This is a genomic window from Brevibacterium jeotgali (assembly GCF_900169175.1).
GTDB lineage: Bacteria > Actinomycetota > Actinomycetes > Actinomycetales > Brevibacteriaceae > Brevibacterium > Brevibacterium jeotgali.
The window spans coordinates 134411-158723 of sequence record NZ_FXZM01000008.1 but is presented as its reverse complement, the minus strand read 5'-3'; the positions used below and the strand labels follow the sequence as shown (position 1 = coordinate 158723).

Below are 24313 nucleotides of genomic sequence, written 5' to 3'. Positions count from 1 at the left end.
TTCCGGGGGAGCGGGAAGACCGCAGCATGACGGAATGCGACAACGAAAGACACCAGCTTTCGTCAGACCGCACGACTTCTTTCCTGTGCGCTCTGATGAAAGCTGGTGTCTTCTGGGATCAGCCTCCGGTTCAGTCCGCCTGCGGCACGAGTCCGGGACGGTTCGCGACCTTGTGCGGGTCTGCGATGACCTCGATGAGCAGCGGGAACTGTCCGTCGGCGATGAGCTGCCCCGCCGCTTCCAGATCCTCCATGCTGGTCGCGCGCACTGCCCGGGCTCCCAGCGAACGGGCGACGTCGGCGAAGGAGGGCCAGTCGATGAGAGCGTTGTCCACCGAGCTGCCGAAGTGGTCGAGCTTGAGGTATTCGGCGCCGTAGCAGCCGTCGTTGAGCACCATCACCACGAGCGGCAGGTTGTGGCGCACGGCGGTGTTGAGCTCGACGATCCCCTGCATGAGGCCGCCGTCTCCCACATAGAGCCCGGTCGGCACCTCCGGATGCGCGGCGGCCACTCCGACCGCGGTCGCCGTGCCCAGCCCGATCGACCCGAAGGTCCCGGCGTACACCCAGCGCTCGGCATCGACCGTGATGTGGGGCCAGGTCGAGTAGAGGAAGCGTCCCACATCGCTCACCTGTGGGGAGCCCTTCGGCAGCACGCTGGAGAACCAACGGGTGGCATCGCGCATGTCGATGTACCCGTCGCCGGTCGTGGACGTGTACATGTCCTTGGCCTCCCGGTGGGGCGCCGCTGCGATCGCATCCATGTACGCGGCGTGCTTGACGTCGATCTCGGATTCGACGAGTCGGTCGAGCAGCGCCTGCGCCAGGCCGCGGGCGTCCGCGACGATGACCTGATCGGCGGGACCATAGCCGCTCAGGGCCGCGGGATCGGCATCCGACTGGATGAGGACCCGGCCCCGCATGAGCTCGAACGTGTCCGTGGTGTGGGAGTTGAGCGAGGCGCCGAAGGTCAGCACGACATCGACATCGGCCATGTAGTCGATCGCGACGGAGTTCGACAGCGTTCCGTGGATCCCCAGATTCTCCGGTTCGCCGTCGAAGTAGTCCTTGGCCAGAACCGTCGTCATCACCGGAGCGCTGATCGCACGCGCGAGCTCCAGGATCTGCTCCCGCGCACCGGACACCACAGCGCCGCGTCCGGCGACCAGCAGCGGCCGCTTGGCGGACACGAGCAGGGCCAGCGCCTCGTCGACGGCTCCTGCATCCGGGAGGACGCGCTGGCCGCGCACGTCCGGGAGCGTGGGCGAGCGGTACTCGACCTCGTGCCGGAGCAGGGCGAAGGGCACATCGAGGACCACGGCGGTCGATGACGCAGCAGCCAGCATGAAGGCCTTGTCGAGCATCGCGATGAGCTCATCCGACCTGCGGACCTTGACGAAGCCGGCTCCGGCATACCGGGCGAAGCCCTCGATGTCCGTGTACTGGAAGTGGCCGTTCACCTCTGGAGGGGAGCCGGCGATGACCACGAGCGGGCTGCGGGAGCGCACGGCCTCGGTGAGTGCGGTGAGGGTGTTCGTGAGCGCCGGTCCGTGGGTCACCGAGACGACCCCGACCTCGTTGGTCTGCCGCGCCCAACCGTCGGCCATCGATACTGCTCCGCCCTCCAGCGCCGCTCCGATGTACCGCCCGCCCTCGTGTTCGATGAAGGCGCCCAGGTATCCCAGGTTCGCGTCGCCCATCAGGCCGAAGACCGGCCGTCCGTCGCGCTCTTCGGCCAGGTACCCGGCCACCGCTTCGTACACTCGCATAGCTTCCTCGCTCAGTGTGTTGACGGATGCGCGGATCAGCCCCGACCCGCGCATTGCTTAACGATCGTTCAGCCGAAGTCTAGGGCACCCGGCGCAACCCGGCGCAACCCAGCGCACCCCAGCACCACCACTCAGTGCAGGCGTCCTGCCCGGCAGTGCTCAGTACCGTTCGGGCTCCGGCTGCTCGACATCGGAGGAGTCGCCCAGGGTGTGATCGAACGCCTCGACCCACGTGCCGTCCTCCGCGGAGGCCTCGAGGATGTCGTTGATCGCATTCCGCAGCGATTCGTCGTCCTTCGGCAGGCCGATCCCGTAGGGCTCCTCGGAGATCTGCTCGCCCAGGACGCGGAACCCGCTGTCCTCCGTCGCCGCGTAGCCGCGCAGGATCGAATCGTCGGTGGTCATCGCGTCCGCGGTGCCGGCGCGCACATCGTCCAGGCACTTCGGGTACGTGTCGTACGTGATGAGTTCTGTGTCCGGGAAGTCCTCTTCGATGCGCATCGCCGACGTCGACGCATCGACCGAGCACACCACCGTGTCCGCCAGGTCGTCCGCCGACTGGATCGCCGAATCCTCCATGACGAGGAAATCCTGCCCCGTGCTGTAGTAGGGGCCGGCGAAGTCGACGACCTCCTTGCGCTCCTCGTTGATCGTGTAGCTCGCGACGACCATGTCGACCGTGCCCTGCTGGAGGAACGGCTCGCGGTTGGGCGTGAACGTCTCGACGAATTCGATCTCACTCTCGTCGAAGCCCAGGCCGGCCGCGGTGAGCTTCGCGATCTCGACGTCGAAGCCCGCCGGCCGCGTCTCTCCCGGTGCCATGTTCGCCAGCCCGGGCTGGTCGAACTTCACCCCGATCCGCAGCAGGCCGCGTTCAGCCGCGCCGCTCCAGACGTCCGAATCGGAGAGGTCGACGTCATCGGCGACCGTGTATTCGGGGGCTTCTCCGGAGCCTGGGCCCTCGGAATCGGGTGTGCCCTCCTGGCCGCATCCGGCCAGCAGCACAGTGAGTGCGGCGAGTGAGCAGACGGTAGTGCGCATGCGCACCGAATCTCCACACGACCCACCAGCTTTCATCAGACCGCATAGGAATGAAGTCTGTCGGTCCGATGAAAGCTGGTGGGTTCCGCTCGCGACTCGGTCCGCCGGTCCGCGACTATGCTCGTGGATCATGGCCCGTTCTCCTCTTCTGCCCCGCGAGGGGATCTCCGCCACGCGTCTGCGGGCGCCCGGCGGCGCCGGCATGCACGCGCGGATGCACCAGCCGGTGCCCCCGTCCGTGGGCGCCTGGCTGCGCGCAGACTTCCCCGATGCCTCGGAGGACGAGATCCTCGATCTCACCGCCACGCGCGAACTCACTGCGGACGACGGGTCCCGCGTGAGCCTCGACGACCCGGTGATCCCGGGCGGCTTCTACTGGTTCCACCGCAGCGTCCCACCGGAGGAGCGCGTGCCGGTCGAGATCGGCATCGTCCACGAGGACGAGCACCTCCTCGTCGTGGACAAGCCGCACTTCCTGGCGAGCACTCCGAACGGGCGCTTCGTCCGCGAGTGCGTCGTCACCCGGATGCGTGTCGAGCGCGACGACCCCGACCTGGTCGCGATCCACCGCCTGGACCGCGTGACGGCGGGCCTCCTCCTCCTGTCGAAGCGGCCGGAGACCCGCGGCGCCTACCAGACGCTGTTCCAGAACAGGCGCATCCGCAAGACCTATCGGGCGCTCGCCGCCCTCCCGCCTGCGCCCGGTGCCGAGTCCGCCGGCGATGCCGGACGCGGACTCGCTCAGGAGACCACCGTCGCCGAGGTCCCGCCCGGCTGGGCCGCCTGCCGCGCCACCCTGCTCCACAAGGAATCAGGGGACCGGCAGGTGCGCGAGGTCCCGGGCCCTCCGAACTCCCGCACCGAGGCCCGCCTCGTGCGGATCCTCGAGGAGGCCGATCTGCCCATCGCGCCCGCGAGCGCGACTCCGCGGATCGGCGAGTTCGAACTGACTCCGCACACGGGGCGCACCCACCAGCTGAGGGTGCATATGCAGGGGTGGGGGATGCCGATCCTCGGTGACCCCGTCTACCCCGTGGACCTGGGCCCGGATCCCTACGATCTGTCGTCTCCGCTCCAGCTGCTCGCACACCGCCTGGAGTTCCGCGACCCCCTCACCGGTGAGGGGCGCGTCTTCGACAGCAGGCTGACTCTGGTCCCCACGCGGTCGCAGCTCGAGAAGTGAGCCCGGTCCGCCGCAGAGGCGCTCGCACTCTGGGTGCCCGCGCCGCCGGCGGCGCCCCGGGCGGACGAGTTCATGTTCCACGACTAGCGTGAAGGGCGTTCCAGATGAGAGGCGCACCGTGACCATTCTCGACCCTTCCGCCGCAGACCCTCCCGCAGCAGAGCCTCCCGCCGCCGATGTCCTCCGCCCCCCGCGCGTCCTCCGGATCGCACTCGTCGTGTTCGAGGTCGTCTGCTGGGTCGTGTCGGGAGTCCTCGTGCTCGCCGGGGTCGCCGGCGTCATCACCATCCTCCTGGGCACCGTGCCCGGCACGGCACGGCTCATCGGAGGCGCCACTCTCATCGCGGAGGGCGGCGGGGTCGTCGAGGGCGGCACGATCGACGTTGTGCTCGAGGGCGTGCCGGTGGAGGTCTCGTGGCCCTACCTCGTCACCATCATCGTCTCGTTCGGTGCGTGGATCGTCCTGTGCGTCGCGCTCGCCCGTGTCTCTCGCGGACTGCGGTCGGGAGTCCCGTTCCGGTCCGTGACGCCCAGGTTCCTCTACGCCTTCGCCGCGATCTGGACAGTGCTCGCCTTCGCCGCACCCTTCGTCATCGGTGCGACCCAGCCGGCGATGGCGCGGGCGGCGGGCATCGTCATCCCGGGGGCCACGTTCTCCTACACGATGCGTGTCGAGGATCTGCTGGGGATCCTCGCCGGGCCGGTCATCGCGGTCGTGGTCGCGGTGCTCGCCACCGGATCCCGCATGTGGGCCGAACACAGGAGGGTCGGATGAGTGTGCGCCGGGCGACCCGCCGGAGCTGACTGGTCGGCTCCGGTGCGGCGCACCTCACCCCCGCGCTCTCAGCGGGCACTCCAGTGCGGACGGTACCGTTGACCCGGCTCTGAAGGTCCCGGCTCGATCGGCCGCGGGACCCCTCGCCGCAGCACTCACCACTGCCCGGAAGGAGGGCGCGCATGTCGCCCGGACGCGTCGTCGCCACGCTCTGCGCCTGCCTCCTCGTGGCCGCGATGGGAGCCGGACTGTGGATCCTCGTGTCCTTCCTGGCGCTGGCTCCCGGGCCGCAGTCGTCCCCCTCCGACGCCGAGGCCGACTACGGTCCCGCTGACGGCGCCCCATCCCGGCCCGCGTCCCCGGAGAGGATCGGTGGTGGGATCGCTGCGGCCTCGGGCACGGCGGCGGAAGGCCGGACCGAGCCGGCCGCCGGCTCGCCCGCCGCGGACTTCGCTGTGGCGCCCGGCTGGGTGGAGGACCACGCGCAGCGCACGGGAATCCCTCAGCGAGTCCTGGAGTCGTATGCCGCGGCCTCGCTGTGGGCCGGGGAGGAGCACCCGGGCTGCGGACTCGAGTGGAACACCCTCGCCGGCATCGGCTGGATCGAGAGCCACCACGGGTGGCTGCAGGGGGCCTCGGTGACGGCCGACGGAGACGTGCGACCGGAGATCATCGGAGTGCCGCTCGACGGGACCGGAGGAACGGCAGAGGTCACGGACACCGACGACGGACGGCTCGACGGCGACACGGAGTACGACCGCGCAGTCGGTCCGATGCAGTTCATCCCGGAGACGTGGGAGATGTTCGCCGTCGACTCGCGGGGGCTGGGCAGCGCGGATCCGCATCAGGTCGACGACGCGTCCTTCACCGCCGCGAACTACCTCTGCAGCATGCGCGTGGACTTCTCAGCAGACGACGAGTGGAGGAACGGCATCCTCCGCTACAACGCATCGGACCAGTACGTCGACGACGTCTACTCCGCGGCGCAGCACTACGCGGACGCGTGAGGCCGTGGGGTCTGCCTTCCCGCCACCTCGAGCACGATGCGCCCCATCGACCCGCCCGCCTCCAGCTTCTCGTGCACGTCCCGAGCCTGCGTGTAGTCGACGACGTCGGTCACGTCCGCTGTCAGACGGCCGGCGGCGACCTCGGCCAGGAGCGCCTCGAGCTCCTGATTCGTGCACGACTTGGTGCCGACCAGTGCGATCTCCTTGAGGATGAGATAGGCGGGAGGGATCGACACCTCAGCGCCCTCGACGTTGCCCACGACGACGACCGTCCCGCCGGGCTTCACCGCGTGCAGCGATTCGCGCAGAGTGGGTGCCCCCACCACTTCGAGCACCAGATCCGCCTTCAGCCCGAGCTCGTCCTTCAACCGGCGCGCGAACCTCCGCTCCGCATCGACGATGACGGCGTGGGCTCCCGCATCGCGCGCGACCCGGGCACCGGACTCCGTCGACGTGACGGCGGTCACTCGGGCGCCCTGCGACGCTGCGATCTGGACCGCGTGCAGTCCGACGCCGCCGCTGGCTCCCGTGATGACGACGTCCTGACCGGCCCTCAGCCGACCGCGCGTGACGAGCGCGTGCCATGCGGTGCCCAGTGTGCAGGTGACGATGGCAGCCGACGTGAGCGAGACCTCGGCGGGCACGTGGACTGCGGTCGACGCCGGGATCACGACGTACTCCGCATAGCCGCCGTCGAGGTCCTCGCCCAGGAACTTCGGTGTGACGACGGTGCACAGCGACTGGTTGCCCCCGCTGCAGTTGGCGCATTCCCCGCAGCCCGAGAAGATCATCGACATGACGCGGTCGCCGGCGGTGAATCCCTCCACCCCGTCGCCCACCGCGTCGATGACGCCGCTGACCTGGTGTCCCAGAGTCAGCGGATGGATGGCGCGGGGGAACTTGCCGGCGCGGGTCAGGAGGTCGTGGCGGCACACGCCGCAGTAGGCGACGCGGATGCGGACCCATCCGGGCTCCGGCTGGGGGACCGGGACCGTCGCACGGTGGAGGACCTCGGGTCCGCCGAAGTCCTCGAGTCGGATCGCGTGCATCTGCGTCGGCGTGGGGGTCGTCGTCATGGAGGTCCTTCTGTTCGTCCTGTGCGTGGGAAGTGCGTGGGAAGAGGAGGTGGATCAGTGCGCGGCGAGGACGTCCTCCGCCATCTCGCGCAATCGGTTCCGCTGGATCTTGTCGCCGTTGGCTCCGCGCACCGTGGGGAACTCCTGGAGGGGGACCACGCGCCTGGGCACCTTGAACCCGGCCAGGACGGCGCGGCAGTCGGCGAGCACGGCGTCTTCGTCGAAGACCGCTCCTGCGGCCGGATCCAGGATCACGAAGGCGACGGGGACGAGGCCGCGTGGTCCCGGAACCGCGACGAACTGCGCCTCGCTGATGCCGGGCAGGTCGATGAGGAGGTCCTCCACCTCACGCGGCGCGACGAGGAAGCCGCCCAGTCTGAGGACATCGCCCATGCGGTTGAGATAGACGACGTCGTCCTCCGTGCGCATGTACCCGAGGTCACCCGTGCCGAACCAGCCGTCCTCATCGACCGGGGTGTCCTCATAGCCGTGCTCGGTGATCCTGCCCGGGGAGACGAAGGGGCCGCGGATCTCGATCTCTCCGGTCAGCGGGTGATCGGCGGGAGAACGGAGGCGGCCGCCGGTGGGGTCGGCGCCCGTCCCCTCTGCCGGCTGCGATCCCGGTGCCGCCGAGGTGTCAGGTGCGACCCGGACGCCGATGAGCGGTGAGACGGGCACACCGCCGCCCTGCGAGAGGCGTTCCGGATCCGCACCGACGGGCGGATAGCACATGAGTGCCTGGACCTCGCTGGATCCGTAGGTCTGGAAGAACCTCTTGCCGAGCTCCGCTCCGCGGCTGATGATGCCGCGGACGTCCGTCGCGGTGAAGTTGCCGAATCCCACTTCGCGCAGCGTGCTGATCCGTGCGGGGTCCTCGGCGGCGTCGAGCAGCATGGCGAGCATGGCGTCGGCCATGTTCGTGTGCGTGATCCGGTGCCGTTCGACGAGGTCGATCGTCTGGTGCGGATCGAAGGCGGCCTGGAGCACAGCGGGCCGCCCGGCGCACAGCGCGGCCATGAGTGTGTTGAGGCCGAACACTCCGCACAACGGGAGGGTGGCGAGCACCACCGTGGACGCATCCGTGTAGCCGAACGCGCGAGCCACAGCGGTCGAATGCCCGATGAGGCCGGCCTGCGTGTGCATGATGATCTTCGGGACCCCGGTGCTCCCGGACGACGTGAACGCGCTCGCGGGGCTGTTCGCGTCGTGGGTGACCGGGTCCCGAGGATCGGCCTCCAGCAGTCGGCCGTAGTCGACCGTGGCGAACGGAGCGGGTTCTGCGCCGGTGCCGGCGGGCGCCAGGGCAGCGGTGGGTGAGACGGCCTCGGGCGCGGATGCGTCGCCCGACGGGCGCGGGACTTCCACGACCAGGCGGATGGCTGCGGGGTCCTCCTCATGGATTTCGCTCAGCATGCCGCGGAAGTCGATCCCCCTGAAGCCGGGATCGGTGACCACCAGATCGCAGTCCGCACGTGCCAGGAGTCCCCTCACGTCGTGGCTGCGGAGCTTCGTGTTGATGCCCAGCGCGGTGGCGCCCAGGGCGGCGAGCGCTGCGGCGGTCTCCACCCACTCGATGCGATTGGGCAGCCAGACCGCCACGATCTGGCCCGGCTGCACGCCCAGGTCTGCGAAGCCGCCGGTGAGGCTGCGGACGCGGGCGAGCAGCTGCGCGTGTGTGAGGGTGCGCTCGCCGTCGATCAGCGCCTCGTCGTGAGGAGCGGTGCGGGCGTTGTGCTCCAGCAGTCCGTGCCAGGTCAGGGGGGAGTGCGCCGCGGGTCCGCCTGCCGCGTGTGTTCGATCGGCCTGCGCGGCCTCCCGCGTCGTATCGCCTGCAGTCATCACTGAATCTCCTCACGCGCGGCGTCCTCGCCGCGTCGATGTCCGCCGACCATCCGCGACTCTGCCGTGTGGTCTGGATCATAAGCGTTTCGTCCAGTATGGTTCATAGAAAATATTCTGTAAACACGGGGTGAGCGGTTCGCCTCGGGATCTCGAAGGGGAGGTGCCACAGGATGAACACTCTGCGAAGTCGCAGGAATCGACGCAACAGGCTCAGCGACAGAGCGGCCTCATGGGTGCGGGAGGCGATCATCGCGGGCACGCTCCAGGAGGGTGATCGGCTCTATCCGGAGAAGCTTGCGGAAGAGCTCGACATCAGCGTGACGCCGGCTCGTGAAGGGCTGCTGGCGGTTGAAGGTGAAGGTTTCGTGGAGATGGTGCCGCGGAAGGGCTTCGTCGTCTCGCCACTGTCCTCGGAGGACATCCGGGACATCTTCATCTCCCAGGCGCTCATCTGCGGAGAGCTCGCGAGCCGCGCCGCCCAGACGATGTCCGACGCGGACGTCGAGGCGCTCTTCGCGGTGCAGGCCGAGTTGGAGCGGGCGGTCGCTGACAAGGATCACACCGCCTATGCGGCGGCGAACCACCAGTTCCACCGCACGATCAATGTGGCCGCGAACGCGCCCAAGATGGTGTGGTTGCTGGCCATCACGCTGCGCTACACGTCGCCGTCCCTGTACACGGAGACATCAGGGTGGCTCGAAGCGTCCTGCACCGATCACCACACGATCCTCGAGGCGCTCAGGCAGCGCGATGCAGAAGCGTCCCGCGCTGCGATGGTCGAGCACATGACACATCTGGGGGACCTGCTGGCGGCGCGCATCGCAGCCAGCGAAGGCCGTGCCGGCGGCGATGGCGCCGCAGACCGCGCGGGCAGCCTCGCGGGGGCGTCGGCTCCCGCAGCGAAGCTCGCCTAGACGACCCCACACGATTACCTATCCGGTTCAGAGAGGAACCCCCATGAGAAACGAGCAGAACACCGCAGTGGAGGATCAGTCCGCCCCTGCCACGACATCGACTGGGAGCGGCGGTCACGGCCTGTCGCTGCGGACGATCACCGCGCCCTTCAGCCGCTTCGTCGAGAGGTGGATGCCCGCTCCGCTGATCTTCGCGGTGGCCCTCACCGTCATCGTCGCCATCATGGCGCTCACGATGACGCCCGCGACCCCGGTCGACGTGCTCTCCGGCTGGGGCACCGGGCTGTCGGACCTGCTGGCCTTCACCACGCAGATGTGCCTGATCCTGCTGCTGGGGCACGCCCTGGCGAACACCGCGCCGGTGCGCAGAGCACTCGTATCGATGGGAGCGCTTCCGCGCACCGCGTATCAGGCGTACGCGTGGGTCACGCTCGTCGCGTGCGCGGCGTCGATGCTCACCTGGGGACTGGCGCTCGTCGTCGGCGGCCTGCTGGCACGGGAGGTCGCCGTCCAGATGCGCAAGCGCAGTGTCCAGGTCCACTTCCCGCTGCTGGTCGCGTGCGCATACACCTCGATGAGCGTGTGGTCGATGGGATACTCGAGCTCCCCGCCGCTCGCGGCCGCCACTCCCGATACCTTCATCATCGACACCCTGGGTGCGACGATCCCGGTGTCGGAGACTCTCGGCGCCTGGTGGAACCTCGTCGGCATCGTCGTCGTCGTGCCGGCGCTCGTTCTGATCATGCCCACGCTCCGCCCTCGCTCCGGGGACAGCATCGTGCAGCTGCCGAAGGATCTGGCGGGCGGCGACGGCGTCGAGACGGTCGAGTCGCACATCGACGCCGAGGACACGAGCCCTGCGGCCCGGATGGACTCCTCCCGCATCGTTCCGCTCATCCTGGGGTCGGGCGTCGCCGCGTACATCATCTGGTACTTCTCCACCAATGGCTTCGCTCTCACGCTCGACATCGTGAACTGGACCTTCCTCGCGGCACTCCTGCTGCTGTCGCGGTCCACGTACGAAGTGGGCCGGCTCGTCAAGAACGCGGCCTCCACCGTGGGCGACATCCTCCTCCAGTTCCCGCTGTACGCGGGGATCATGGGAATCATGGTCTCGACCGGACTGGGAACGCTGATCGCCAACTTCTTCGTCGACATCTCGAACCCGGTGACATTCGGTCCCATCGCCTTCGTCGCCGCCGCTCTGCTCAACATCGCCATCCCGAGTGCCGGCGGTCAGTTCGCCGTGCAGGGGCCGGTGATGCTGGAGGCGGCACAGGCGATCGGCGTCGACCCCGCCGTCGTGACGATGGCCATCGGCTACGGCGACAGCATCACGAACATGATCCAGCCGCTGTTCGCGCTGCCGCTGCTCGCGATCGCCAACAGTCGGCTGCGCGACATCGTGGGGTACACGTCGGCCTCGATGCTCGTGTCCGGAACCGTCCTGCTCGGGGTGACCTTCGTCGCCAGTCTCCTGTGAGCCAGGGTCTGACGGTCTCGTGAGCCCGGCGCGAGACCTGTGGAGCCGCGCCGGGCGTGAGCAGACTCATGCCCGGCGCGGTGCCGCTGCGGAGTACCATGGCGTGCACACGCGAAGCATCGAGGCGGCAGCGGCAGTCGCCCCGCGCACAGGCGGTCAGCGCGAGCAGTTCATGAGGATGATGGGGGACACATGGCGGACGACCAGACAGACTTCACAGTGGCGGGGGACCCCTTCGGACTGACCGGTCTCACCTACGACGACGTGCTCCTGCTCCCGGGCGATACGGACGTGATCCCCTCGGAGGCCTCCACCGCGACGCGGGTGACGCGTGAGCTCGAGATCAGCATCCCGCTCGTGTCCGCGGCGATGGACACCGTGACGGAATCCCGCATGGCGATCGCCATGGCGCGGATCGGCGGTCTGGGGATCATCCACCGCAACCTGTCCAAGGAGGACCAGGCGGAGCAGGTGGACTACGTCAAGCGCTCCGAGTCCGGGATGATCGACAACCCGGTGACGATCACGCCGGACCGCACCCTGGCGGAGCTCGACGAGATCTGCGGCCAGTACCGCATCTCCGGGCTGCCCGTCGTCGACGAGGGCGGCGTGCTGCTCGGCATCATCACGAACCGCGACCTCCGCTTCATTCCGCGGAACACGTTCGACTCCGCGACGGTCGGCGAGTTCATGACCAAAGCCCCGCTGCACACCGCGAAGGTGGGTGTCGAACCGGACGAGGCGTACGCGGTCCTGCGTGAGCACAAGATCGAGAAGCTCCCGCTGGTCGACGACGACTACGTGCTGCGCGGCCTCATCACCGTGAAGGACTTCGTCAAGAGCGAGGAGTACCCGCTCGCGGCGAAGGACGGACAGGGTCGCCTTCTCGTGGGTGCAGCGGTGGGCTTCCACGGCGACGCGTACGAGCGCGCGGGTCTGCTCGCGGAGGCGGACGCGGACGTGCTCGTCGTCGACACCGCGAACGGCCACGCTCGCGGCGTCACGGAGATGATCCGGACCCTCAAGCGCGATCCGGCCTTCCGCGACGTGCAGATCATCGGCGGCAACGTCGCGACGACGGAGGGTGCGCAGGCACTCATCGAGGCCGGTGCCGATGCCATCAAGGTGGGCGTGGGCCCCGGCTCCATCTGCACGACGCGCGTCGTCGCGGGCGTGGGCGTCCCGCAGGTCACCGCGATCCACCTCGCCGCGCAGGCGGCGCAGAAGGCCGGCGTCCCGGTGATCGGCGACGGCGGCCTCCAGTACTCCGGCGACATCGGCAAGGCGCTGGTCGCCGGTGCGGACGTCGTCATGCTGGGATCGCTGTTCGCCGGCACCGCGGAGAGCCCGGGCGAGCTCCTGCTCATCAACGGCAAGCAGTTCAAGGGCTACCGGGGAATGGGGTCGCTCGGTGCGATGGCACCGCGCCAAGGGCAGTCGTTCTCGAAGGACCGCTACTTCCAGGCCGATGTCGCAGCGGATACGGACCTCGTCCCCGAAGGCATCGAGGGGCGCGTCGCCTACCGCGGGCCGCTGCGGCAGGTGGCCAACCAGCTGACCGGCGGGCTGCGTCAGACGATGTTCTACGTGGGCGCGCGGTCGATCCCCGAGCTCAAGCAGCGGGGCCGTTTCGTGCGCCTCACGGCTGCGGGGCTCAAGGAGAGCCACCCGCACGACATCCAGATGACGGTCGAGGCGCCGAACTACCACTCGAGCTGATCCGCCCTCCTCACCTGCCCCCGGCCGATCACACCGCGCCGGGGGTAGGGGAGGATGACCGTATGACTCCTTCCCCCGCGCCGGGGCGCCCCACACGGTACCTGCCGGTGCTGCTGCTCTTCGTCGCCGTGTTCATCGCGGCGATCAACCTCCGCGCTGGTATCGCGTCTCTGGGGGCAGTGCTCGACGGGGTGCTCACCTCGTTCGGCGCCGGCGGCCGGCTGGCCGGTGTCGTGACGGCGATGCCCGGGCTCTTCTTCGCCGTCATGGGGCTCGCCGCAGTTCCCCTGGCCGCACGCTTCGGGCTGAGCAGGATGCTCACGTGGGGCATGGTGCTCACGTTCATCGGCCTGGCAGCGCGGCCGTGGGTGGGCGAGTTCTGGCTCTTCATCGCGCTCACCGCGTGCGTGGTCGTCGGCATCGCACTCGCCAACGTGCTGCTGCCCGCATGGATCAAGAATCACGGTGGGCGCAGCATCGTCGCGCTCATGACCGTCTACACGTCGGTGCTGGGACTCTCCGGCGCGCTGGGGCCGCTGAGCGCCCTCCTCTTCCACGGCGATGACGCGTGGAGGGGAGCGCTGTTCGTCTGGGCGATCTTCGCCGCGGGCCAGGTCGTCGTCTGGGTGGTCATCGCCGCGCGCACAGGATTCGACTTCCCCTCGTTCGCCCGGGCCCGGGTCGTGCCTGCGACGCCTGACGTACCGGAGTCGCCCGAGGTGCCGGACGGCTCGGACGCGGCCGTCGCCTCGGCGCCGGTGGCCGGTGCCGGCCCATCGGCCCGCGCCCGCGTCTCGCTGTGGCGGGCACCCACTGCCGTGTTCCTCATGATGTTCTTCGGACTGCAGTCCATGAACGCGTACTTCCAGATGGGCTGGCTGCCGCAGGTCTACATCGACAGCGGTGTGACGGCCTCGGTCGCATCCGTGGCGCTGGCACTCGTCGGTGCACTCAACATCATCGGCGGTCTCACGATGCCCACGGTCATCGACCGATCGCGGAAGCTGGCGATCTATCCCGTCGTCTTCTCCGTGTTCGCCGCTGCGGGCTATCTGGGGCTGTACCTCGCGGCGGACACGTGGCCGCTGCTGTGGGCGTTCCTGCTCGGACTGGGTGGATTCTGCTTCCCCACCGCGATCGCCCTCATCCCCGCGCGCAGCCGGACTCCGCTCGTCACGGCCCGCGTGTCCGGATTCGTCCAGCCGTACGGCTACTTCGTGGCGGCGGCTGGCCCTCTGGTCGTCGGCATCGTGTACGGCGCGACGGGGGAGTGGTCCGCGATCCTCCTGGCGCTGGTCGCTGCGACGGTGCTCATGGCCATCGCCGGCTACCGCGCCAGCCGCCGCGGCTTCATCGACGATGAGCTCGAGGCAGCAGCGTAGTCAGCGGGGTCGTGCCGGGACGGCTGCCCGGAGTCACTCAGATCGGTCGAGCAGCCACCACGTCCGCCCGCCCAATCACTCACCCACCCACCTACTCACTCACCTACCGACTTTCATCAGACCGCATATGAAAGAAGTTGCGCGGCCTGATGAAAGGTGGTGGCTCGCGCGAGAATGGGGCGGCGCGTCACTCTGCAGCCAGGTCCGATGAGTCACCCTGGTGCCGGTCCCGCCCCTGATCACCCCTTCCGGGTCGGGCGGAACAGCGTCTCCTGCGCGATCGTCGCCAGATGCGCACCGTCCTCGTCCCCCAGCCGTCCGCGGTACAGCCCCCGGCCGTGGGTGACGGCCTCCGGGTGCAGGTCCATGAGCACCCAGCCGTTCATGTCGATGCTCCGGTGGAACCACACGACGTGGTCGAGGCTCGCATCCGACTTGAAGTCCTCCGTGTTGTAGGCGCCCACACCGGACGAGATGTCGGACAGGTACGTGAGCGCGCACTGATGCAGCAGCTGCGAGGTGCCCAGATCCTCCGTGCAGCGTGCCCAGAAGCGCAGCGGGTAGTCCTTCGCGGCGTACACCTGCTCCGTCGTCCGCGCTTCGAAGCCGAACATCCGCGGCAGCGAGGAGAGCGTGCCCTTCGGCGCCTCGTCGACCGGCAGCGGATCGCCGTACTCGGGGCTCTCCACGGGATGGGCGAACGACGCGGACATGCTGAAGATGACCTTGCCCTCCTGCAGTGCCACGACGCGGCGCGCGGAGAACGACCGGCCGTCACGGTCGCGGAAGACCTGCAGGACGGTGGGCTTCGCCGCGTTGCCGGGGCGCAGGAAGTAGCCGTGCAGTGAATGCGGCGCCCGGTCGTCGTCCACGGTCAGCCCCGCCGCCATGAGCGACTGCGCGGCGACCTGTCCGCCGTACAGGGCGTAGGGCTCTTCGAAGACGTAGCCCGCGCGGTAGATGTTGGTGTCGATCTCCTCGAGCGACATCATCTCCGTGAATGACCCGTCCATCGGGGCGGCGTGGGAGAACTGGACTTCCGGCATGGAGCCTCCGATCAGCGAGCGAGGACACATGCGTGGCATGTGCAGGGCATCACCCGATCCTAGGCCGAAGCCCCAGACCGGTGGTCGCCGACCCGCCCCGACCGGACCGCCCCGACCGCCCCACCCGGACCGCCCCACCCCGACCAGCCATCATTCCGCCACCACACCTGCCCACGTGCGCAGCCAGCAGTTACACTGCGAGGACACGTGACATGGGGTGCCCCACCTCACGCGCCGCTGCGGTGCGCGAGGTGGAGGGCTGAGAACACACCCACCGAACCTGCTCTAGTCAGTACTAGCGAAGGGATCGTCATGACGACAGTCGACGTCGCCGGACACCTCCGTACGATGCGCGCCCACGTGCCGCTCGTCCAATGCATCACCAACACCGTCGTGCAGCAGTTCAGTGCGAACGTGCTGCTGGCGGCCGGGGCCTCGCCCGCCATGCTGGACCACGAGGCGGACTCCGCCCAGTTCGCCCGCATCGCGAACGGGATCCTCGTGAACTTCGGCACGGCGACCAGCCATCAGCTGCTCGCCGCCGACGCCGCGACCGCAGCCGCCGCAGAGACGGGCACGCCCTGGGTGCTGGACCCGGTCTCCTTTGGCGGCGTCGCCCACCGCTCGGTGCACATCCGCCGCCTCGCCTGGTCCCGCCCCACCTGCATCCGCGGCAATGCCTCGGAGATCGCCGCACTGGCAGGCGCCGGCGCCGGCGGACGGGGCATCGAGTCCACGGACGAGGTCGACGTGATCCTCGAGCATGCCGGACGCCTCGCCACCAGCACAGGCGCGATCATCGCCGCCTCGGGCCCTCGCGACGCGATCATCGACACCCACCCGGACGCCCCGGACCGCCTCCTCCTCGCCCGTGTGGCAGGCGGCTCCCCCCTCATGCCGCTCGTCGTGGGCACGGGATGCTCGCTCGCCGCGCTCACTGCGGCCTACCTGGGTGCCGTCCCGTCCGAGGACGCCCGGGATCGCTTCGCGGCCGTCGTGACCGCCCACGTCCACGTCGCAGCCGCGGGTGCGGTCGCCGCACGCACCGCGGAGGCCCCCGGCTCCTTCGCCGTCGCCTTCCTCGATGCGCTGCACACGGTGTCGGAGGACGACCTCACCGCAGTCGACGTCACGGTCGAGACCGTGGAAAGGACACATCGATGACCACTCCCGACCCCGCCGCCGCCACCGCCGCCACCGACCCGCACCCCCAGACCGGCCCCGCCCTCGTGCTGCCCGCGCGTCTGGCTCCCTATGACTGGAGCCTGTATCTCGTCACCGACACCGAGCAGTGCGCGGCTGCGGGCCGCACCGTTCCGCAGACCGCCGCCGAGGCCGTCGCCGGCGGCGCCGGGATCGTCCAGATCCGCGACAAGCACGCTTCCGACGCGGAGGTCGCGGCCCTCACCCGCGACACCATCTCCGCGATCGAGGCCACCGGACGGTCGATCACTCCGGTGGCTGCCTCGGGATCAGGCGACGTCCCCGGTCCGGACGCCAGCCGCGCCCCAGGCGCAGCCCCCGGCACAGACACTGCCTGCGCGGCATCGTCCGATCGTCCCGTCGCAGTCTTCGTCGACGACCGACTCGAGGTCGTGAAGTCGCTCCGCGCCGAAGGCCTCGACGTCCACGTCCACGTGGGACAGACCGACGAGCCGGTCGAGGACGTCCGCGCGGCGCTGGGCCCGGAGCCGCTCGTCGGGCTGTCCGCAGGCACCCCCGCGGAGTTCTCCGTCGCCGGCTCCCTGCGTGATGCCGCGACGGGCGCCGCGCTCGTCGACCTCGTCGGCATCGGACCGGTGCACGACACGACGACCAAGGAGGGGGCGCCGGCCGGCATCGGTCCCGAGCGCACCGCCGCACTGGCCTCCATCGCTGCAGAGATGGGGCTGCCGGCTGTCGCGATCGGGGGAATCACCGCGGACCGTGCCCACGCACTGCGCGACGCTCCGACCCTGGGCCTCTGCGTCGTGTCCGCGATCTGCACGGCCGATGATCCCCGCGCTGCGGCGCACGCGATCCGCAGCTCCTGCCCCGCTGCCTGACCGCAGCGCCTGATCGAGTCCTCGCGCACTCCTCGCCAGTGCCCACGCGCACACCCGGCTCCACCCGAAAGGCCTCTATGACCTCGCCCGCGCCTGCGTGCCCCCGTCCTCCCGTCGCCCTGTCGATCGCGGGGACGGACCCCTCAGGAGGTGCGGGCATCCACGCGGACCTCAAAGCGTTCACCGCCCGCGCCGTCTACGGCACGACCGTCATCACCGCCCTCGTCGCCCAGAACACGCACGGCGTCAGCCGCGTCTACCCGATCGACACGGACTTCGTCGCCGACCAGTTCGACAGCGTGCTCGATGACATGCCGGTCGACGCGTCCAAGACGGGGATGCTGGGGTCACGCGAACTCGTCGAACTCGCAGTGGACCGCGCCGCACGGACCCGTAAGGACGGGCGCTCCCACCTGGGCTTCCTCACCGTCGACCCGGTCATGGTCGCGACGTCGGGGCATCGCCTCCTCGAGCGAGACGCGGTGAGCGCGGTGCGCGATCTGCTCACTCCGGTCGCTCAGCTCATCACCCCCAACATCCCGGAGGCCGCGCTGCTGCTGGGCGACGACGTCCCCGAGGCCGCGGACGTCTCCCAGCAGCGTGCCCAGGCCGTCGAGCTCGTCCGCCGAGGCTCCCGTGCCGTCCTCCTCAAGGGCGGCCACATGCTCGGCGACCGGCTCGTCGACGTGCTCGCGGTCGCGGCCGCGACCGGCACCGCGACCGGCACCTCGGCGGCGACTGCGCCGTGGTCGGGGGAGTGGACCCGGGACGGCGACGTCGTCCTCCGCGAGTTCCACCACCGGCGGATCGCCACCCCGCACACCCACGGGACCGGGTGCACGCTGTCGGCCGCGATCACCGCGGAGACCGCGGCGGCCGTGCAGGCCGGCCGGGACATGTCGTCGCCGGATGCCATCGCCGATGCCGTCGCCACCGCACTGGCCTACCTCGCCCGGGCGATCCGGTCGGGGTCCGGGTGGCGGCTCGCGTACGACCCGGAGGGCGCCCACGGGCCGGTCGACCATGTGGTCGACCTCACGATCGACGGACGTGGACAGCACGATGCACGACAGCACGACGGACGACAGGACGACAGACGACAGCTCGATGGACGACAGGGAGACGCATGATGCGGACGTATGACCAGGGAGAGCACAGCAGCGCCGTCTGGGCCGGAGTGTCGGACACACTGGAGAAGATCGAGACGCTCGACTTCCTCGACCGTCTGGCCGCGGGCGACCTCGACGCCCGGTCCTTCGTGAACTACATCCATCAGGACGGGCTCTACCTCAACGGGTACGCGAAGGCGATGTCGCTGCTCGCGGCGAAGGCTCCCACCGCTCAGGAGTCACGGTTCTGGAACCGGTCCGCCGCAGACGCCGTCGAGGCGGAGACGGCGATGCACGCCGACCTCCTGGCGGATGAGCAGTTCGCGAAGGTCTCCGAGGAGATCGCTCCCGGAGGCGCCGCGAAGGCCTCGCCCACCACACTGGGCTACGTGTCCTACCTCGTGGCGACCGCCGCGACCGAGCCCTACGAGGTGGGAGTCGCGGGAGTCCTCCCGTGCTTCTGGGTGTACGCCCACATGGGGAAGGTGCTCGTCGGGCGCGCCGGCGATCTCACCGCCAATCCCTACGCGGCGTGGGTGCAGGCGTATGACTCACCGGAATTCGACTCCGCGGTCGTCGACGCGGTCACGCTCTACGAACGCTGCGCGGCCGGGACGACGGAGGAGGGCCGGAGGCGGATGGCTGAGGCCTTCGCGCAGGCGACGGTGTACGAACTGCACTTCTGGGCGACCTCGGCGGCACTCCAGGACTGGAGCGTGTGAGCAGGACTGGACTGTGCGAGCAGGTCTGGGCTGTGTGCGGCACGACGTCTGGCCTGGGACACGACGTCTGGCCTGGGAACAGCCGCGGGTCGTGTGCTGTTGTCGGTGGTGAGAACACACCAGACGAGGAGAAGACATGAGTGCTGAGCAGTTCCTGCCCGACGAGGGTGCCGTCACGATGTTCACGACGTCGTGGTGCGGGTACTGCCGCCGGCTCAAGCCGCAGCTCGACCAGATCGGGATCGGCTACACCGAGGTGAATATCGAGGACATCGACAACGGTGCGGCCATCGTCGAAGAGGCGAACGGCGGCAACCAGACGGTGCCCACCCTCCTGTTCTCCGACGGATCCACCCAGACGAATCCGTCGCAGGCACAGGTGAGGGCGAAGCTCGAGGAGCTCTCCGCCGCAGGGTGAATCACCTCACGCTCGCGCAGGAGTTCCGGCATCGAGCTGGAGGAGGCGGTCGGAGTCGGCTCTGGGCTCGTGGCCGCACGGCCCGCCGCGCTCTCCCGTGACAGGTCCCTGAAGATCTCCGTCCCGCCCAGCCGGTAGGCTGGGCGGGTGAGCCAAGAGATTGAGATCGGTCGCGGGAAGCGGGGTCGTCGCGCCTACGGGCTGGACGACATCGCCGTGGTCCCGGCCCGTCGTACCCGTGACCCCAAGGACGTCGACCTGTCGTGGCAGATCGATGCCTATCGCTTCGAGCTGCCATTCATCGCCGCGCCGATGGACTCCGTGATGTCCCCGGCGACGGCGATCGCGCTGGGCAGGCTGGGCGGACTGGGCGTCCTCGACCTCGAGGGGCTGTGGACCCGCTACGAGGACCCGCAGCCCCTGCTCGATGAGATCTCCCGGCTGGACCGCGCCTCTGCCACGGCACGCATGCAGGAGATCTACTCGGAGCCGATCAAACCGGAGCTCATCACCGCGCGCATCGAGGAGATCCGCGACGCCGGCGTGACCGTCGCCGCGGCGCTGTCGCCGGCCCGCACGCTCGAGCACTGGAACACCGTCGTCGAAGCCGGTGTGGAGCTGTTCGTCATCCGCGGCACGACCGTGTCCGCGGAGCACGTCTCCAGCGGCGACGGCACCCTGAACCTCAAGCAGTTCATCTACGAGCTCGACGTCCCCGTCATCGTCGGCGGGGCCGCCACCTACACCACCGCGCTCCACCTCATGCGCACCGGCGCCGCAGGCGTGCTCGTCGGCTTCGGCGGCGGCGCGTCCTCCACCACGCACCGCACCCTGGGGATCCGCGTGCCGATGGCCACCGCCATCGCAGACATCCATGCCGCGCGCCGCGACTACATGGACGAGTCCGGCGGCCGCTACGTGCACGTCATCGCCGACGGCGGCCTGGGCAACTCCGGCGATATCGTCAAGGCCTTCGCGATGGGAGCCGACGCCGTCATGCTGGGCACCGCCCTGGCGCGCGCGGACGAAGCCCCGGGCCGCGGTTCGCACTGGGGCGCGGAGGCGCACCACGTGCAGATGCCGCGCGGCCACAAGGTCGAGCTCGGCACGGTGGGCCCCCTGGAGCAGGTGCTCCAGGGGCCCGGCCACACCGCGATCGGCGAAGTGAACATCGCGGGCGCGCTGCGCCGTGCGATGGCGACCTCCGGCTACCTGGAGCTCAAGGAGTTCCAGCGCGTCGACGTCGTCGTGTCCCCGGAGTCCGATAAGCGGAAGCTGGCCTGAGTGCTCCGTCTCGCCCTGACGCCGCGGTGGCTGTCGTTCCTCGCGCTGGTGCTCGTCCTGGCGAGCATCTTCGTCGGCCTGTCCGTGTGGCAGGTCGACCGTGCCCAGCACAAGAACGACGTCCTCACCCACCAGGACGTCGACACGACGCGGCCGTTCAACGACGTGCTCGACGCGCAGGTGCCCATGCCCCAGCGCCTCATCGATCAGCGGGTCAGCCTGTCCGGCCGCTACCTCCCCGATGCCGAGGTGCTGGTCACCGACCGCATCCACGAGGGGGAGTCCGGATTCTGGGTCGTGACGATGTTCGAGGTCGCGGGCGCGCAACTGGGTGAGGACGCCCGGCTGAGCAGTGCTGATGCGGCCGTCGCCAAGCCCATCGCCGTTCCGGTGATCCGCGGCTGGGTGGCCGATGCGGCCTCGGCGGCGGCGAATCCCGCACCCGCGGGAGACATCGACATGGAGGCCCGGCTGGGACCCGTCGAGGGTCCGCTGCAGGCGTCCGATCTGCCCGACGGGCAGGTGCGCAGCGTGTCGACGGCGCAGCTGATCAACCGGTTCGACGTCCACACTTACTCCGGCATCCTCTTCCCGGAGGACGCCTCGATGACCGGGGCCGGTGACGGCATGCCGCACGTCGATCTCGAAGCACAGGAGGAGGGCCGGGGCGTCGACTGGCAGTCGGCGATCTACGCGCTCGAATGGATCTTCTTCGCCGGATTCGCCTTCTACATCTGGCTCCAGCTGCTGCGCGACGCATACCGTGCGCAGCAGGAGGAGGCCGGCGGGCCCACGGAGTACGTCATCGTCAAGCAGGCCGGTCAGAAGGACCTGCAGACCAGCGGCACGCACACCGGAAACACCCAGGACATGCACGCAGGAGGAGCACCGCAGTGACGCCGAACCCCGATGCCCCGCCGCAGTTCGACCCGGACGAGGTGTGGACGGTCAAGCAGTTCACCTCCGCCCGGAACGCCGTGCGGTTCTACCGCGTGCTGGCGCTCATCACCGGCACGATGCTCATGATCCTCACGGTCGAGATGCTCTACAAGTACCTCTACGTGCCGTTCGTGCTGGGCGGTTCCCCCGCTGATGCGCTGAACTTCGGGGGCTTCGACCTCGCTGCGGCGATCGCCATCAGCCACGGCTGGTGCTACGTCGTCTACCTCATCGCGTGCTTCTGGCTGAACTCGGCGATGCGGTGGAGGCTCGGGCGCCTGCTGATCCTCGCGCTCGCCGGCGTCGTGCCCGTCATGTCGTTCATCCTGGAGCGCCGGATCCACCGCCAGGTCGAGGCGGAGCTCGACGCCGCGGTCGTGGTCGCACCGAAGGAATGACCTCGCCGTCGATGTCCGACGGATCGGCACAAGCCAGGAGCACCTGATGACCACCAGCCTCACCGTCGACCTCGACGACTCCACCCCTCCCTATGAGCAGATCCGCCGCGGCATCGTCACCCGAGTCGCGAGCGGATCCCTGCTCGCCGGCGACAGGCTGCCGGCGATCCGTGCGCTCGCAGCAGACCTGGGAGTGGCCGTGAACACCGTCGCCCGTGCCTACCGCGAGCTCGAGGAGGCCGGGATCGTCACCACGCGTCGGGGTGCCGGGACCCGCATCAGCGAAGGGTTCGATACGGCGGATCTGCCGACGGGCTCGGGCCTGGATCCGGCCGTGGAGACCTACGCCGCCGAGGTCGTGGCCACCGCCCGTGACCGCGGACTGCCGCTCGCCCAGCTGGTCGTCGCGGTGCGCGACGCCATCGAGCGCTGACGGGGGACGTAGGATGGAGCGCATGAGTGAGTCCCCCTCCGCTGCGGGTATCCCGCACCCGCAATCACGTCCGGTCCTCGTCGTCGACTTCGGCGCCCAGTACGCCCAGCTCATCGCACGCCGTGTGCGGGAGGCGGGCCTCTTCTCCGAGGTCATCCCGCACACCGCCACGGCCGAGGAGGTCGCGGAGAAGGACCCCCGCGCCATCGTGCTGTCCGGTGGTCCGTCCTCGGTGAACGAAGAGGGGGCCCCAGCGCTGTCGGCAGGCGTCCTCGATCTGGACGTGCCGGTGTTCGGCATCTGCTACGGCTTCCAGATGCTCGCCCGTGCATTCGGGGGGACGGTCTCGAAGACCGGCAGGCGGGAGTACGGCTCGACGGTCGCGACCGTCGCCGAGGACGGCGGCGCGCTGCTCGACGGCGTCAGCGGAGAGCAGAAGGTGTGGATGTCCCACGCGGACTCCGTCACGGACGCCCCTGCGGGCTTCTCCGTCCTCGCCGCCACCGCGTCGACCCCCATCGCCGCGTTCGAGGACCGCGCGCGGAAGTGTGCAGGCGTCCAGTGGCACCCGGAGGTCCTCCACTCGGAGAACGGCCAGAAGGTGCTCGAGAACTTCCTCTTCGAGGTGGCAGGTCTTGAGGCCGACTGGACGGACCAGTCGATCATCGAGGACCAGGTCGCACGGATCCGCGAGCAGGTGGGCGACAAGAAGCTGATCTGCGGACTCTCCGGCGGCGTCGATTCGGCAGTCGCGGCAGCGCTCGTGCATCGAGCTGTGGGCGACCAGCTCACGTGCGTGTTCGTCGACCACGGGCTGCTGCGCGAAGGCGAGCGGAGGCAAGTCGAAGAGGACTTCGTCGGCTCGACCGGCGTGCGTCTGGTGACGGTCGACGCGGTCGACACATTCCTGGGCGAGCTCGACGGTGTGACGGATCCGGAGATGAAGCGGAAGATCATCGGCCGCGAGTTCATCCGCTCCTTCGAGCAGACCGCGGCGGACCTCGTCGCAGAGTCACGTGAAGGGGAGAGCGGGGACATCGAGTTCCTCGTCCAGGGCACCCTGTACCCGGACGTCGTCGAATCCGGCGGCGGGGCGGGCACCGCGAACATCAAGAGCCACCACAACGTGGGAGGTCTCCCGGAGGACCTGCAGTTCCAGCTCGTCGAGCCGCTGCGTGAACTCTTCAAGGACGAGGTCCGGGCGATCGGCCGCGCCCTGGGTCTGCCCGAGAACATCGTCGGCCGCCAGCCGTTCCCCGGTCCCGGCCTGGGCATCCGCATCGTCGGTGCCGTGTCCGCGGAGCGGCTCGCGATCCTCCGTCGCGCCGACGCGATCGCCCGCGAAGAGCTCACGCAGGCGGGCCTGGACGATGAGATCTGGCAGTGCCCGGTCGTGCTGCTGGCCGATGTCCGCTCCGTGGGCGTCCAGGGTGACGGCCGCACGTATGGCCACCCGATCGTGCTCCGCCCGGTCAGCAGCGAGGATGCGATGACGGCGGATTGGACGCGGGTGCCGTTCGACGTGCTCGCGCAGATCTCCAACCGCATCACGAACGAGGTCGACGAGGTCAACCGCGTCGTGCTCGATGTGACGTCGAAGCCCCCGGGCACGATCGAGTGGGAGTGAGGGACGCTCGCTGACCGGCCGGGCGACCGGGCTGATGCCTGATCGAGGGGACTGGTCCACAGACGACCCCTCGCCTCCTGAACGGTGTTCAGGTACTGTGTG

The 24313-nt window shown here is 69.4% G+C and carries 22 protein-coding genes; 17 read left to right on the top strand and 5 right to left on the bottom strand.

Annotated features, from left to right (window positions below; all coding sequences use genetic code 11):
* Positions 1–130: 130 nt before the first annotated feature.
* Positions 131–1768, bottom strand: coding sequence for a thiamine pyrophosphate-binding protein (locus tag BJEO58_RS09580; RefSeq protein ID WP_180951898.1), 1638 nt, complete (start codon positions 1766–1768; stop codon positions 131–133).
* A 159-nt stretch (positions 1769–1927) separates the two neighbouring features.
* Positions 1928–2809 (bottom strand): glutamate ABC transporter substrate-binding protein, encoded by an 882-nt coding sequence (locus BJEO58_RS09575; protein WP_101589248.1) that lies wholly within the window; start codon positions 2807–2809, stop codon positions 1928–1930.
* Positions 2810–2939: 130 nt separating this feature from the next.
* Here BJEO58_RS09575 and BJEO58_RS09570 point away from each other — a divergent pair, with 130 nt between their 5' ends.
* The 3 genes from BJEO58_RS09570 (at position 2940) to BJEO58_RS09560 (ending at position 5774) form a co-directional block, all read left to right on the top strand.
* Complete coding sequence (locus BJEO58_RS09570; RefSeq protein WP_101589247.1) at positions 2940–3992, top strand: pseudouridine synthase; 1053 nt, start codon at positions 2940–2942, stop codon at positions 3990–3992.
* 118 nt (positions 3993–4110) lie between these two features.
* Positions 4111–4767 carry a hypothetical protein gene (locus tag BJEO58_RS09565; protein WP_101589246.1) on the top strand — a complete coding sequence of 219 codons (657 nt, stop codon included), beginning with the start codon at positions 4111–4113 and terminating at the stop codon, positions 4765–4767.
* Positions 4768–4949: 182 nt separating this feature from the next.
* Positions 4950–5774 (top strand): lytic transglycosylase domain-containing protein, encoded by an 825-nt coding sequence (locus BJEO58_RS09560; RefSeq protein ID WP_101589245.1) that lies wholly within the window; start codon positions 4950–4952, stop codon positions 5772–5774.
* Here BJEO58_RS09560 and BJEO58_RS09555 read toward each other — a convergent pair.
* Positions 5759–6850, bottom strand: a complete 1092-nt coding sequence (locus BJEO58_RS09555) for an alcohol dehydrogenase catalytic domain-containing protein (protein ID WP_101589244.1) — start codon at positions 6848–6850, stop codon at positions 5759–5761. The genes BJEO58_RS09560 and BJEO58_RS09555 overlap by 16 nt on opposite strands.
* A 54-nt stretch (positions 6851–6904) precedes the next feature.
* Positions 6905–8689: an AMP-binding protein gene (locus BJEO58_RS09550; protein ID WP_101589243.1), complete on the bottom strand. Its 1785-nt coding sequence runs from the start codon at positions 8687–8689 to the stop codon at positions 6905–6907.
* A gap of 173 nt (positions 8690–8862) precedes the next feature.
* Here BJEO58_RS09550 and BJEO58_RS09545 point away from each other — a divergent pair, with 173 nt between their 5' ends.
* From BJEO58_RS09545 to BJEO58_RS09530, 4 genes are all read left to right on the top strand, one after another.
* The gene (locus BJEO58_RS09545) at positions 8863–9606 is read left to right on the top strand and encodes a GntR family transcriptional regulator (protein WP_101589242.1); all 744 of its coding nucleotides are present in this window, start codon (positions 8863–8865) and stop codon (positions 9604–9606) included.
* A 43-nt stretch (positions 9607–9649) separates the two neighbouring features.
* The gene (locus BJEO58_RS09540; protein ID WP_101589241.1) at positions 9650–11089 is read left to right on the top strand and encodes a short-chain fatty acid transporter; all 1440 of its coding nucleotides are present in this window, start codon (positions 9650–9652) and stop codon (positions 11087–11089) included.
* A gap of 192 nt (positions 11090–11281) precedes the next feature.
* Complete coding sequence (guaB, locus tag BJEO58_RS09535; protein WP_101589240.1) at positions 11282–12808, top strand: IMP dehydrogenase; 1527 nt, start codon at positions 11282–11284, stop codon at positions 12806–12808.
* A gap of 62 nt (positions 12809–12870) precedes the next feature.
* Positions 12871–14190 carry an MFS transporter gene (locus BJEO58_RS09530; protein WP_101589239.1) on the top strand — a complete coding sequence of 440 codons (1320 nt, stop codon included), beginning with the start codon at positions 12871–12873 and terminating at the stop codon, positions 14188–14190.
* A gap of 239 nt (positions 14191–14429) precedes the next feature.
* Here the strand turns inward: BJEO58_RS09530 and BJEO58_RS09525 are convergent, their stop codons facing one another.
* On the bottom strand, positions 14430–15236 hold the full coding sequence (locus tag BJEO58_RS09525; protein WP_101589277.1) for an acyl-CoA thioesterase: 807 nt from the start codon (positions 15234–15236) through the stop codon (positions 14430–14432).
* 312 nt (positions 15237–15548) lie between these two features.
* On the opposite strand from BJEO58_RS09525, the gene thiM reads away from it, so the two are divergent.
* From thiM to guaA, 10 genes are all read left to right on the top strand, one after another.
* Complete coding sequence (gene thiM, locus BJEO58_RS09520) at positions 15549–16400, top strand: hydroxyethylthiazole kinase (protein WP_101589238.1); 852 nt, start codon at positions 15549–15551, stop codon at positions 16398–16400.
* A complete protein-coding gene (locus tag BJEO58_RS09515) occupies positions 16397–17281 on the top strand; it encodes a thiamine phosphate synthase (protein ID WP_101589237.1) in 885 nt (294 codons plus the stop codon). Before thiM ends, BJEO58_RS09515 begins: the two co-directional genes overlap by 4 nt.
* Before the next feature lie 77 nt (positions 17282–17358).
* A complete protein-coding gene (thiD, locus tag BJEO58_RS09510; RefSeq protein WP_101589236.1) occupies positions 17359–18411 on the top strand; it encodes a bifunctional hydroxymethylpyrimidine kinase/phosphomethylpyrimidine kinase in 1053 nt (350 codons plus the stop codon).
* Positions 18408–19112, top strand: coding sequence for a TenA family protein (locus BJEO58_RS09505; protein ID WP_101589235.1), 705 nt, complete (start codon positions 18408–18410; stop codon positions 19110–19112). Before thiD ends, BJEO58_RS09505 begins: the two co-directional genes overlap by 4 nt.
* 136 nt (positions 19113–19248) lie before the next feature.
* Complete coding sequence (locus BJEO58_RS09500) at positions 19249–19530, top strand: mycoredoxin (protein ID WP_101589234.1); 282 nt, start codon at positions 19249–19251, stop codon at positions 19528–19530.
* A 147-nt stretch (positions 19531–19677) separates the two neighbouring features.
* Entirely contained in the window at positions 19678–20814 is a 1137-nt protein-coding gene (locus BJEO58_RS09495; RefSeq protein WP_101589233.1) for a GuaB3 family IMP dehydrogenase-related protein, read from the top strand.
* Positions 20815–21711, top strand: coding sequence for an SURF1 family protein (locus BJEO58_RS09490; protein WP_101589232.1), 897 nt, complete (start codon positions 20815–20817; stop codon positions 21709–21711).
* The gene (locus tag BJEO58_RS09485; protein WP_101589231.1) at positions 21708–22151 is read left to right on the top strand and encodes a DUF3817 domain-containing protein; all 444 of its coding nucleotides are present in this window, start codon (positions 21708–21710) and stop codon (positions 22149–22151) included. The genes BJEO58_RS09490 and BJEO58_RS09485 overlap by 4 nt, the downstream gene beginning before the upstream one ends.
* A 46-nt stretch (positions 22152–22197) precedes the next feature.
* Entirely contained in the window at positions 22198–22584 is a 387-nt protein-coding gene (locus BJEO58_RS09480) for a GntR family transcriptional regulator (RefSeq protein ID WP_101589230.1), read from the top strand.
* 22 nt (positions 22585–22606) lie between these two features.
* Entirely contained in the window at positions 22607–24211 is a 1605-nt protein-coding gene (guaA, locus tag BJEO58_RS09475) for a glutamine-hydrolyzing GMP synthase (RefSeq protein ID WP_101589229.1), read from the top strand.
* Positions 24212–24313: the final 102 nt, after the last annotated feature.